Genomic DNA, 12,906 nt, shown 5'->3' on the forward strand with positions numbered 1-12,906 from the left:
TCACAAAACAAAAATTTAATAACTAAAGGTATCCTATGATTTATGATGTGCAAAAAATACGCGAGATTCTACCCCACCGCTATCCTTTATTGCTTGTAGATAGAATCACAGCAATCACCCCTAATCAAACCATTGAAGCTTACAAAAATATTACTATAAATGAAGAAGTTTTTAATGGACATTTTCCTGTGCAACCTATTTATCCGGGTGTTTATATTATTGAAGGAATGGCGCAAGCAGGTGGAGTGTTAGCCTTTGTGAGTATGTTTGGAGAAGAATCAAGCAATAATGGCGATAAAATCGTGTATTTTATGAGTATCGATAAAGCCAAATTTAGAAATCCTGTTATCCCAGGTGATAGACTAACTTATAAGCTTGAAGTAATCAAGCAAAAAGGTGGCATTTGGGTCTTGCAGGGCTATGCTTATGTAGAAGAAAAATTAGTAGCAGAAGCTGAATTAAAAGCAATGATTGTCGATAAAAACAAAGAAGGGGCAAACAAGTGAGTATCGCAAAAACTGCTAAAATAGCCCCAAGTGCAATCATAGAAGAAGGGGCAGTGATTGGAGAAAATGTTGAAATTGGGCATTATTGCATCATTGGCAAGGATGTTAAAATCGGAGATAATTCAAAGCTATACAATCATGTAACAATCTTAGGCAACACGACTTTAGGTAAAGGCAATACAATTTTTCCTAATGCAACCCTAGGCACAGAGCCCCAAGATCTCAAATATCACGGCGAACCTAATGAGCTTATTTTTGGTGACAACAACAAGATTCGCGAATTCACAATGATTAACCCAGGAACTGAAGGTGGTGGAAGCAAAACCATTATTGGAAGCAATAATTTATTAATGGCATATGTGCATGTTGCACACGATTGCATTATTGGAGACCACTGCATTTTGGCTAATGGAGCCACACTAGGTGGGCATATTGTTATGGGAAATCACATTAATATTGGTGGATTAACACCCATACATCAATTTGTTAAAATTGGAGATTATGCGATGATTGCTGGTGCAAGCGCACTTTCTCAAGACATTCCTCCCTTTTGTATGGCAGAGGGGAATCGTGCAGTAGTTAGGGGACTTAATCTCCACCGCCTAAGAAAAAACTTTGAACATCATCAAGTAGATAAGATTCATTCTACTTATAAGCGCCTATTTTTTAGCAACCAACCCATCAAAGAAATCGCCCAAGAAATCTTAGATGAGAATCCAAAGGATGAAAATGTCATAAAAATGTGCCATTTCGTTCTTAATTCTACAAGAGGAATCCCATTTATAAGGAAAAGCCTATGAACGAAAGAATCTGTGATTTTTGCAAATCAAAAGAATCTCACAAAAATCCTTTAATCACTGGAAATAATGTCTGCATTTGCAAAAATTGCATCATTGCTTCTTATAATCTACTTTTTGGCACAGAAAATCATTTAGAGGAAACCAAAACCGATCAAGAAATGGATTTAAAGGTCATACCACCCAAAGAACTAAAAGCGATTCTTGATGATTATGTAATCGGACAGGAAAAAGCTAAAAAAGTCTTTAGTGTTGCAGTGTATAACCATTATAAAAGAATTTTACAAAAACCAAAAGAAGGCGAAACAGAAATCTCCAAATCCAACATATTACTTATTGGACCCACAGGAAGTGGAAAAACACTGATGGCACAAACACTAGCTAGAGCGCTTAATATCCCTATTGCAATCTGCGATGCCACAAGCTTAACAGAGGCAGGATATGTGGGAGAAGATGTAGAAAATATCCTAACAAGACTCTTGCAAGAAGCCAATGGTGATATAGAAAGGGCAGAAAAAGGGATTATTTTTATTGATGAAATTGACAAAATTTCAAGACTTTCTGAAAATCGCTCAATCACGCGCGATGTTTCTGGCGAGGGTGTGCAACAAGCACTTTTAAAAATTATCGAAGGAAGTGTTGTTAATATCCCGCCAAAAGGGGGCAGAAAACACCCCAATCAAGATTTTATTCAAATCAATACCAAAGACATTCTTTTTATCTGTGGCGGTGCTTTTGATGGATTAAACGAAATTATTGAAAGGCGCATTGGAGGCAATGTTCTTGGATTTCATCACCAAAAAAATGCTAAAACAGAATCAAAGAATCTACTTGATGAAGTAGAACCAGATGATCTAGTGAGTTTTGGATTGATTCCTGAGCTTATTGGGCGTTTGCATATGATTGCCACTTTAGATGAAATTACTAAAGAAGCGATGATAACTATTCTCCAAAAGCCAAAAAACGCACTCACCAAGCAATATCAAAAACTTTTTGAACTCGATGATGTTATATTAACCTTTAAGCCAGAAGCTCTAGAAGCCATTGCCGAACTTGCAATTCAAAGAAAGACTGGTGCAAGGGGATTGCGCTCAATTATGGAAGAAATTATGCTAGATATTATGTATGAATTGCCCGAACTTAAAGGGTATGAAGTCATCATTACTCAAGAATTGGTGTCCAAAAAAGAAAAACCCATACTTATCAAACAGAAAAAAAACAAAAAAAGTGCTTAATTTACAAAAGAGAGGGAGAAATGTTATTAGATAAAATAATTGGTTGGTTTTCACATGATATTTCAATTGACTTAGGAACTGCAAATACAATTGTAATTGTAAAAGGGCAAGGTGTCATTATCAATGAACCTTCTGTGGTAGCTGTAAGAAATGACAGATATGGCAAAAATAAGATTCTAGCAGTGGGACATGAAGCCAAAGAAATGGTAGGAAAGACTCCAGGTAGCATCTTAGCGGTGCGACCTATGAAAGATGGTGTTATTGCAGATTTTGATATGACCGAAAAGATGATTCGTCATTTTATAGAAAAAGCTCACCGCAGAAAGGCTTTAATGCGTCCTAGAATTATCGTTTGTGTCCCCTATGGTTTAACAGGCGTAGAACGCAAAGCCGTTAGAGAATCAGCTATGAGTGCTGGAGCTAGAGAAGTATTCTTAATCGAAGAACCAATGGCTGCTGCAATCGGAGCTGGATTGCCTGTTAAAGAGCCAAAAGGTAGCTTAGTAGTTGATATTGGGGGTGGAACAACAGAAATTGGTGTAATTTCACTAGGTGGTTTGGTTATTTCAAAATCCCTAAGAACTGCTGGAGATAAGCTTGATAATGCCGTAGTAGATTATGTAAGGCGCAAATACAGCTTACTTATTGGTGAGCGAACCGGTGAAATTATCAAAATAGAAATCGGATCTGCAATTAGCCTTGATGAACCTTTAAGTATGCAAGTCAAAGGGCGTGATCAAGTAAGTGGATTACTCAACACTATCGAGCTTACAAGCGAGGATGTCAGAGAAGCAATGAAAGAACCACTAAAAGAAATCTCCAATGCCCTAAAAGATGTTCTAGAGCAAATGCCACCGGATTTAGCTGGAGACATTGTTGAGAATGGAATCGTTTTAACCGGCGGTGGAGCCCTCATTAGAGGACTTGATAAATATCTATCCGAAATTGTAAAACTTCCTGTGTATGTTGGCGAAGAGCCACTTTTGTGCGTTGCAAAAGGAACTGGTAAAGCACTAGAAGAAATTGATATTCTTCAACAACTTTCCTATGAGTAAAAAATGAAAAAACTCTTCCTTTGGATACTTTTTATTCTTATTGTTTTCTTTCTTTCTACACAAGTCTCCAAAGGATTGCACTCCAAGCTTCTTTACCTTAGCGATGGAGTTAAAATTGGCATTTTAAACCTAAACCAAAACATTACCAATATCATCACAAGACACTTTAACCAAGCAGAGCAAATCAAACATCTAACTAATGAATTAAAAAACAAAGAAAGTTTGCAATACTCCCTTAACTCTTTAGAATATAGATACAATGCCCTCTTAGAACTGCTCCAAGCTAGTAATTTTGAATCGCCTAATTTTCATCTTGTCCGAACGATTTCTTATGCACACCTCAATGACTACACAAAAGTTTGGCTCCAAGGCGATAACAAAATTATCTCCCAAGATAAAGAGGACAAAATCTTTGGGCTTGTTATAAACAATCAAGTTGCAGGGATTGCGATTTTTAGAAACAATCGTTTAATGGGCTTTTTAAATGGCGATGAACAATGTAATTATAGTGTGATTATAGGAGAAAACAAAGCCCCAGGAATCGCAAAATACGATATTAACAAAGGCTTTATTGTGGATTATATTCCACCCTATCCAAAAATAAAAGCAGGGGATGTAATAAAAACAAGTGGTTATGATGGGATTTTCTACCCTGAGATTCCTATAGGAGAAGTCCAATCCGTAGAAGAAAGACAAGGCTATCAAATCGCTATTATTAAACCCTTCTTAAAAGAAATATCACAATTTTATTGGCTCATTAACGCCAACCAAGAAAAAGATATTCAAGAACAAACCGATAATCTTCTTAATTTTAATTAATTTTCTTGCATTTCAAGAAATAATCTGTAAAAAAGTGATAAAATAATGAACTTTAAAAGTCAATTTTTTCTTAAACTTGCCAAGATTGACTCTTTAAAAGTTTTTAAAAGTTAAAAATAATCTTATTTTTAACACATTTCTTTAGGAGGATTAAGTTGGAAAAAGAAGAGCTCTTGCTTCAAAAAGCACAAAAAAGATTAAAAGAGATTAGTAAATTCCCAGCCTTAAAAGAAGGAAGCAGCATTAAAAAAATGTTACAAGAAAAGGGAATTTCAAGAAGAGATTTTCTAAAATGGGCAGGTGCGATGACTGCAATGCTTTCACTTCCCGCAAGCTTTGCACCGCTAACTGCAAAGGCTGCTGAAGTAGCTGATCGCTTACCTGTCATTTGGCTTCATTTAGCAGAATGCACCGGCTGCAGTGAAAGCTTACTTAGAAGCGATGGACCAGGTATTGCAAGTTTAATTTTTGATTATATCTCTTTAGAATATCACGAAACCATTATGGCAGCTTCTGGCTTCCAAGCCGAACACAATCTTCAATCAGCTATGGAAAAATACAAAGGACGTTATGTTTTAATGGTAGAAGGTGGCGTTCCAACTGCACTAGAAGGGCAATATTTAACCATTGGAGCACACGGCAAAACAGGTTTAGAAACTGCTAAGGAAGCAAGTGAAAATGCAGCAGCTATCTTTGCAATTGGAACCTGTTCTAGTTTTGGCGGTATTCAAGCAGCTAATCCAAATCCTACTGCTGCTAAACCACTTAGTGCCATTACTAATAAGCCTGTTATCAATGTCCCAGGCTGTCCTCCAAGCGAAAAAAATATTGTTGGAAATGTGATTCATTTTATTTTGTTTGGAACCTTGCCAAGCCTTGATGCTTTCAATCGCCCCAAATGGGCTTATGGACTTAGAATCCACGATCTATGTGAGAGAAGGGGACACTTTGATGCAGGGGAATTTGTTCAAAGCTTTGGCGATGAGGGAGCCAAAAATGGATATTGCCTTTATAAAGTTGGTTGCAAAGGACCTTACACTTTTAATAACTGCTCCAAACTTCGCTTTAACTCCCACACAAGTTGGCCAATTCAAGCAGGACACGGCTGCATTGGCTGTAGCGAACCAAACTTCTGGGATACTATGGGACCTTTTGAAGAACCACTTGGAAACAAAGTCTATAATGTCCCTTTCTTTAGTGGAAAAGATAGAACAGCAGACAATATCGGAATCACGCTATTAGGGGTTGCGGCAATTGGTATGGCAGCACACGCTGTTTTATCTAGTATGAGAAAAAATAAAGACTAATTCACAAAGGGGAATAAATGACAAAAAGAATTATTGTTGATCCTATTACAAGAATCGAAGGACATTTAAGAATCGAAGTCATTGTTGATGAAAATAATGTCATCACTGATGCTTATTCAAGCTCGACTTTGTGGAGAGGTATTGAAGTGATTGTCAAAAACCGCGATCCCCGAGATGTTGGTTTTATGGTGCAAAGGATTTGCGGAGTTTGCACCTATTCTCACTACAAAGCAGGAATCACAGCCGTTGAAGATGCTCTAGGCATTCAAATCCCTTTTAATGCCCAAATGGTGCGAAGCCTTATGAATGTTTCTCTTGTGCTACACGATCATTTAGTGCATTTCTATCACCTACACGGATTAGATTGGTGCGACATTACTAGCGCTCTCAAAGCTGATCCCAAAAAAGCTTCAGAACTTGCCTTTAAATATGTTAAAAACCCTATTGCAACAGGCGAAGATGAACTTAAAGCTGTGCAAGAAAAAGTAGCAAAATTTGCAAGCGCCAAACAAGGCTTAGGTCCTTTTGCAAATGCTTATTGGGGGCATAAAACTTACCAATTCTCACCAGAACAAAATCTCATTGTGCTTTCTCATTATCTAAAAGCACTTGAAGTGCAAAGAGTAGCTGCGCAAATGATGGCAATCTTTGGAGCAAAACAACCACACCCACAAAGCTTAACCGTTGGTGGAGTAACTTGTGTAGCCGATATTTTAGATCCTTCAAGGCTTGGAGATTGGCTCACCAAATACAAAGAAGTTGCCGATTTTATAAATCGTGCTTATTATGCTGATGTAGTAATGGCAGCTGAAGTCTATAAAAACGAACCCAGTGTGCTTAAAGGTTGTGGCGTAAAAAACTTCCTAAGCTATGCAGAGATTCCAGTCAATCGCAATGAGACACTTTATAGCAGTGGAATCGTTCGCAATGGAGATATTTCAAAACTCATTGAAATCAACGAGGAATTAATCACTGAAGAAGCAACACATTCGTGGTATCAAAACGACAAAGCCCTTCACCCCTATGATGGAGAGACAACACCTAACTATACCGGCTTTGTAGATGCTGATACGATCGGACCTGATGGCACTCCGATAAAAACAAAAGCTCTAAACTTAGATGGAAAATATAGCTGGATAAAATCTCCTCGCTACAATGGTGAGTCTATGGAAGTTGGACCTTTGGCTGCTATCGTTGTGGGATTAGCAGCTAAAAATCCAAGAATCACAAAAATTGCCACCCAATTCCTAAAAGACACTGGTTTGCCTATTGAAGCGCTTTTCACAACTTTGGGCAGAACAGCAGCAAGACTTTTAGAATGTAAGCTTTCTGCAGATTATGGAATTGAAGCCTTTAACTCTCTAGTTGAAAACCTAAAAACCGGCGATCAAGCTACTTGCGCACCTTATGAGATAGATAACAACAAAGAATACAAAGGACGCTACATCGGAAATGTTCCACGGGGTATGCTAAGCCACTGGGTTAGAATCAAAGATGGAGTGGTTTCAAACTACCAAGCAGTCGTTCCAAGCACTTGGAATGCAGGACCAAAAGATTCTAAAAATCAAATGGGACCTTATGAGGCTTCCTTAGTGGGCATTAAGATTCAAGACATTACTCAACCTTTAGAAATTATCCGCACAATCCACTCTTTTGATCCTTGTATTGCTTGTGCGGTGCATTTAATGGATACTAAAGGTAACGAAATTGGACAATACAAAATTGACCCAATCGCGATGAATTGCAATATCTAAAGGGGGCATATTATGGAAACAAAATACAAATCTGTCCTTGAGTTTTCAAAACTAACAAGGATATTTCATTGGATTCGTGCTTTGGCGATTTTTGCGCTTATCGCCACAGGTTTCTACCTTGCCTACCCTTTTTTAAGTGCCAATCCAGATTATGAGATTTATTCTCTATCAAGAATCTGGCATATATCCATCGGATTTTTACTTATTGCAATTTCAATCTTTAGAATCTACCTCTTTGTTTTTACAAAAGAATGTCAAATGGAGCGTCGCTCATTTTTAGATCTCATTAACCCAATAGTATGGTTTCAGATTCTAAAAACCTATCTTTTGCTTGGGGGACATCCGCGCAACAAAGGCTCTTACAATCCTTTGCAGCTTGTAACCTACATTGCCATAATGATTCTTATTATTCTCATCTCGCTAACAGGGCTTATTCTCTATACACATGTTTATCACCAAGGGCTTGGCGGTTTCCTTATGCCAATTATGAAGCCCCTAGAAGTGCTTTGTGGCGGGATAGCAAATGTCCGCTTAATTCACCATATTTTGACTTGGGCATTTATTATTTTCATTCCTATCCATATTTATATGGTAAGCTGGAATGCAATGAAATTTCCAGGTTCAGGAATCGACACAATCGTAAGCGGACTAAGATTTGAAAAAGATGAAACACATCAATGAAGATTCTCATTTTAGGCATTGGAAATATTCTTTTTGGCGATGAGGGGATTGGAGTGCATCTCTCCAATTTTCTCAAAGTCAATTACACTTTTAGCAGTGAGCATTCACTAGATATTATTGATGGCGGAACGATGGCGCAGCACCTAATCCCCATTATCACTCAATATGATCGCGTTTTAATCTTAGATTGCATTGATGCTGATGATGCCAAAATCGGAGATGTGTATTTTTTTGACTTCAGTGCCATCCCAGATAATATCACTTGGGCAGGTAGCGCACACGAAGTAGAAATGCTACAAACACTAAAGATGATTGAAATGTTAGGCGACTTGCCACCCACCAAAATCCTAGGTGTGAAGCCTGTCGTTATCGGAAGCGATCCAACATTTGAATTATCTCCTGAAATTCTAAAAGCGGCTAAAACAATGGAAACACAAGCTATCAAATACCTCCAAGAGCTAGGAATCAAAACCAACCCAAAAGATCAAAAAACCCAAAAAGATTTACAAGAAATCGCAAATCTCTCTTACAAAGGCTTTTAATTTGCTACTTGCACTTGACTTTTTACTTATCCAAAATTTACAAAATTTAGAAAAAATTAAAAACTTTCTTTGCAAAACACTCACCCAAACCGCCCATACTTTTGAGCTTGAAACACAAATACTCCAAACTGATACAAGCTTCACACTAGAAGCCAAAGGAGAGGAGCAAAACCTATTAAATTTCACAAACGCTTTATCTACAAGTCTTCCACTCTCTTTGCAATGGACTTTTAAGGAGCTAAGAATTTTAAAAGCACTCTCCCCCACCCACTCTCTCCCAAGCCCACAAGAATCATCAAACCTACTCACCCCGCTTGAATTAGAAAAAGTTACCCAAAAAGATTCAAGCGCTTTTTGCAATCTATGGGAAAGTTTCATTGACTTCACACCCCAAAAAGTTACTTTTCTAAAAGACAATCAAAAACTCCCCCTAAACAACCCAAAAGAACTCCAAGAATCACTCCAATACCTAAGCACACTTCTTAAAAATAAACAAAGTATTTTTCTAAAAACTCCCCTAGGCAAAAAAGAAGTCATTCTCTTTGATGAAAATAATCCACCAAAAATTCAATCCCCCTACATTTTTGTGCCATTTTGTCTAAACAATGCCCAATCCCTCTTTAAAATTAGCACTGAAGAATGCCAAGCATTAGCCACGCTAGAAAAGCCCCTCATCACACTCAAGCCCAAATCCATTCTCAAAGCGCTTTTTCCGACACACGAAGTGCCTTGTATTCTCCCCTTTGATCCTATTTTGTTACTACTAAGCAAATTCTTAGAATCCCACAGTGGCTTTTATCTCATAGAACCTAGCCAAAAGCTAAGTAACGGAATCTGCCAATTTTTCAAAACTGATGACACTCCACTAGAAATTAGCGTTGGTAAAAACTCCCTTATTTTAAAACATCATTTTAAAGCCACTCCCACCACAGCCACTTGCCCAGAACTTCTAGCCTTTAAAAACACGATAAAATCCCAAAACTTAACCCAAACAAATGCGCTCTATCTAGGCAAGCACCCAACGCATTTTATGCTCTATTTTAACCAAAGCTTCAAAACCCCTATAGAATTCACCCTCCAAACTAACCTAGCCCAAATCCTAGAGATTCTAAAAACCCAAAACCCCACCACCCAATCTTTGCTAAAAAACTTCACCAAAGCCAATGAAACTCTCATCTCACAGCTAGAATCACTCCCCCCACACGATAGATTTTCAAGCAATCTCTTAGATTTACTAGGCTTGTGCGCTATCTTGCTAGATTTACACGCACCCTTTCCCTTTACACCAAACTTTGATTCAAATCTCAAAGCCGCTACAAAAGCACTCTTGCAAAAAGCAGGGGAATTTGTCGGTGCCAAAGGACCACGTATTGACTTTAGATTAGAAAAAGACAAGGAAGGCAAAATCTACCTTGACACTCTACGCACCTTGCGATCAGTAATGAGCTTCAAACTCGCAGGAGTGGAGAGCGAATTGCTTTGTTTTGGCATTTTAGATTCGATGGCAGAATTCTTTGCTAACCTAAGTCGCGATATGGAGGAAAACTATAGCACAAAAGGCATCATCATCTGCGGAGAAATGTTTTTAAACAAACAATTCCTAGATCAATTCATCCACTATCTCCCAAAAGATTCTGAAGTGCTTGGCTGTGAAATAATGGACTTCATCTAAGCCCACGCATTCCAAAGCTATCACTTAACTTCCTACCTTACTCCAAGCATTTCAAATCCACTCAAAAAATAATTTAAATCATAAAACATAAAAAATTTTAAATTTAAGCAAAAAATAAGGGGGGGGGGGCATAATAGTGTCTCATTTTATTATTTTAAAGGAGAATGAATGAAAATTTCAATCGCAGCAAGTCGAGTTTTGACAAGCTTAGGTGTAGTCGCTGCTTTATCAAGCAGTGCTATTGCAGCCGCAGATACTGTTAATAACACAGACTTTACTACAAAGTTTAAAGAAAACACAACAGGAAATTGGGAATACAAAAACACAGCTAATGATTTAACTCTTAGTGTTGATCCAACATCGGTAACCACAGGTGAAGGCTCAAATATTAAGCCAATAGAACTTAATAAGCTTACTATTAATGCTAACTCATTTACTGGAGATGTTGGTGTAACACTAGGTGGAGCTGAAAATCCATTCAACACAGAAGATCCACTTGCAGACACTTATTCTTTTAACATTGATACTAAAGGTGATGTTACACAAAATGGTGCAACCAATGTTTATCACAACTCTAGCATCAAAAGCAGTGAAGGAGCAGTAACTTTTGGTGGTGCAGTAAATGTTGAGGGTGCAAACTTAGATATTACAAGCAAAACAGGGACTACTTTTAATAATGCATTGACTATTAGCAACAAAGGAAATGTAAATGTTACAGGTGATGCTAATCTTGGATCAGGTGCTGTAACAATAGAATCTGGTAAATTAAATGTTACAGGAAAGCTAGCTTCAAATGGTAATACTTTCACTTTTGGATCATTAGATAATAGCTGGAATAATAACAATCAAGGAATCTACGCAAAAGGAGATGTAACACTTAACAATGGCACATTAAATATCCAAAGCAGTGATTTGCCACTTGGACAACTCAATCTCATCACTTCTGGTGGAAAAATCACCGATACAGGAGCTACATTAGGCAGTGTTAGTTTTGCACAAGATGTTTCTGAATATCTAAGCAACCAAAGCCTTCTAGCTCCATATCTTGATACTGGTGATTATGACTTCGCTATTGATGCTAATGGCGCTGCATACAATAATTACATTCTTTATGAAGTTAAACTTTCTACAGACAATAAAACCCTTTATGTAAATGGGCAATTAAAGGATGCTTTCAAAAATGCTTTCAACAAAAATCAAGATTTTACTAATCTTAAAGGCCTTGCAACTAACCTTGTAAATGCAGAATCAACAAATATTACTGCAGCACAAGGCGTATTAGGCATAGCACAAACAAATGTTACTGCTACAAAAACAGGCTTAGAAACTAGCAAAACTGCTACTGAAACTGCAATTAAAACAGCAGAAGCAAATAAAGCTAAAGCAGAAAAAGAACTCGCAGCAGCAAAGGATGATGCAGCTAAAAAAGTGGCTCAAGATAAAATCGATGCTCAAAACTCTATAATTACTGCACAACAAAAAGCACTTAACCAAATCACAAGCAATCTTAATGCCGCTAATGCTGAACTTAAAGCCATTGAAGCCGCTATTAAAGATTTAACAGAGAGAAAGACTGCATTTACAACCCTTCAAGGTAAAATTACTGCATTAGCAGATGGAACTACTGATGCTGAAAAAGCAAAAAAACTCAATGAGCTTAAAAACCTTATGTTAGAAGCTCTTGCACCTAGCATTAATACAGGGGATTATTCATTAGCTAATAGCATTCTAGAAGCAGTAAAAACTCGCACAGATTATACTATCTTAGGTGGAATTGTGCTTGGTGGTATGAATGATACACTTACTCCAATCGTTTCTGCAACTAAAGCTTCAGGAAACACAGGTGAATCACTTGGAATCTTATCAAGTATTGCAAGCTCTAATATTCACAATCAACAAGTAATGCAAGTGATTACTAACCAAAGATTCTATAAAGACACAAGAGATGCCGCTAGAAGTGCTACAAGCTTTGCAGATGCTTCTTCATCAGCAATGACTGCAGTTAATGTTTCTAATGATATGGCAATTGGTTCTAGAATTGCAAGAGCTAACAATCCATTCCAATCACTTTCTAAAGAAAGATTTGCTTCTATCCAAAGTGATGCGCCTTATAAATACTATGAAACTTACAATGCAGCAGTATGGGCAAATGCTTTTGGTGGTGCTAATATCATCGATGGAGAATCAGGTGGTGTATATGGAATTAGCGTAGGTGCTGATAGCAATTTAACTGATAATGTTTTAATTGGTGCTTATTTCACTTATGCAAATGCAGAATTACAAGACAAGCTTTTAAAACAAGATTCTGATAACTTCCAATTGGGTATTTACTCTCAAATCAAAATTGCTCCAACTTGGGAATTAAACTTAAAAGCATATGGACAATTAGGTAAAACTGATCAAGATGTTACAAGCATTGCTGGTATCAACACTTCAGATTTTGATCAAAAATTCTTTGGATTGAGTGCAAATGTAGGTAAAGTATTTGATTTTAGTAATAGCTGGTTTGTAAAACCATTTGCAGGAGTAAATTACTAC

General features: G+C 37.3%; 11 protein-coding genes. All 11 read left to right on the forward strand.

Translation table 11 applies throughout. From position 1 onward, the window contains the following. Positions 1 to 38 precede the first annotated feature (38 nt). A complete protein-coding gene (fabZ, locus tag CCY98_RS07560; protein WP_220101906.1) occupies positions 39 to 506 on the forward strand; it encodes a 3-hydroxyacyl-ACP dehydratase FabZ in 468 nt (155 codons plus the stop codon). Next, positions 503 to 1,306: an acyl-ACP--UDP-N-acetylglucosamine O-acyltransferase gene (lpxA, locus tag CCY98_RS07565; protein ID WP_112057948.1), complete on the forward strand. Its 804-nt coding sequence runs from the start codon at positions 503 to 505 to the stop codon at positions 1,304 to 1,306. The genes fabZ and lpxA overlap by 4 nt, the downstream gene beginning before the upstream one ends. Beyond that, entirely contained in the window at positions 1,303 to 2,538 is a 1,236-nt protein-coding gene (gene clpX, locus CCY98_RS07570) for an ATP-dependent Clp protease ATP-binding subunit ClpX (protein ID WP_112057949.1), read from the forward strand. The genes lpxA and clpX overlap by 4 nt, the downstream gene beginning before the upstream one ends. A gap of 20 nt (positions 2,539 to 2,558) precedes the next feature. Next, on the forward strand, positions 2,559 to 3,593 hold the full coding sequence (locus tag CCY98_RS07575) for a rod shape-determining protein (RefSeq protein ID WP_112057950.1): 1,035 nt from the start codon (positions 2,559 to 2,561) through the stop codon (positions 3,591 to 3,593). Positions 3,594 to 3,596: 3 nt separating this feature from the next. After that, positions 3,597 to 4,412, forward strand: coding sequence for a rod shape-determining protein MreC (gene mreC / locus CCY98_RS07580; RefSeq protein WP_112057951.1), 816 nt, complete (start codon positions 3,597 to 3,599; stop codon positions 4,410 to 4,412). Between the two features lie 155 nt (positions 4,413 to 4,567). Next, on the forward strand, positions 4,568 to 5,719 hold the full coding sequence (locus tag CCY98_RS07585) for a hydrogenase small subunit (RefSeq protein ID WP_112057952.1): 1,152 nt from the start codon (positions 4,568 to 4,570) through the stop codon (positions 5,717 to 5,719). Between the two features lie 17 nt (positions 5,720 to 5,736). After that, a complete protein-coding gene (locus CCY98_RS07590; RefSeq protein ID WP_112057953.1) occupies positions 5,737 to 7,473 on the forward strand; it encodes a nickel-dependent hydrogenase large subunit in 1,737 nt (578 codons plus the stop codon). A 12-nt stretch (positions 7,474 to 7,485) separates the two neighbouring features. Continuing rightward, a complete protein-coding gene (cybH, locus tag CCY98_RS07595) occupies positions 7,486 to 8,154 on the forward strand; it encodes a Ni/Fe-hydrogenase, b-type cytochrome subunit (RefSeq protein WP_112057954.1) in 669 nt (222 codons plus the stop codon). Beyond that, a complete protein-coding gene (locus CCY98_RS07600; RefSeq protein ID WP_112057955.1) occupies positions 8,151 to 8,696 on the forward strand; it encodes a HyaD/HybD family hydrogenase maturation endopeptidase in 546 nt (181 codons plus the stop codon). The genes cybH and CCY98_RS07600 overlap by 4 nt, the downstream gene beginning before the upstream one ends. 1 nt (position 8,697) lies before the next feature. Then, complete coding sequence (locus tag CCY98_RS07605) at positions 8,698 to 10,368, forward strand: protein hydE (protein ID WP_112057956.1); 1,671 nt, start codon at positions 8,698 to 8,700, stop codon at positions 10,366 to 10,368. Between the two features lie 168 nt (positions 10,369 to 10,536). Beyond that, on the forward strand, positions 10,537 to 12,906 hold a 2,370-nt coding region (locus CCY98_RS08680), incomplete at its 3' end, for an autotransporter domain-containing protein (protein ID WP_258439887.1).

It is taken from the genome of Helicobacter sp. 11-8110, assembly GCF_003288905.1.
GTDB classification, from domain to species: domain Bacteria; phylum Campylobacterota; class Campylobacteria; order Campylobacterales; family Helicobacteraceae; genus Helicobacter_D; species Helicobacter_D colisuis.

Excerpts from the sequence above, each read along its gene's own strand:
- clpX (WP_112057949.1), top strand. The coding sequence starts at position 1,303 with ATGAACGAAAGAATCTGTGATTTTTGCAAATCAAAAGAATCTCACAAA.
- CCY98_RS07575 (WP_112057950.1), top strand. The coding sequence starts at position 2,559 with ATGTTATTAGATAAAATAATTGGTTGGTTTTCACATGATATTTCAATT.
- mreC (WP_112057951.1), top strand. The coding sequence starts at position 3,597 with ATGAAAAAACTCTTCCTTTGGATACTTTTTATTCTTATTGTTTTCTTT.
- CCY98_RS07590 (WP_112057953.1), top strand. The coding sequence starts at position 5,737 with ATGACAAAAAGAATTATTGTTGATCCTATTACAAGAATCGAAGGACAT.
- cybH (WP_112057954.1), top strand. The coding sequence starts at position 7,486 with ATGGAAACAAAATACAAATCTGTCCTTGAGTTTTCAAAACTAACAAGG.
- CCY98_RS07600 (WP_112057955.1), top strand. The coding sequence starts at position 8,151 with ATGAAGATTCTCATTTTAGGCATTGGAAATATTCTTTTTGGCGATGAG.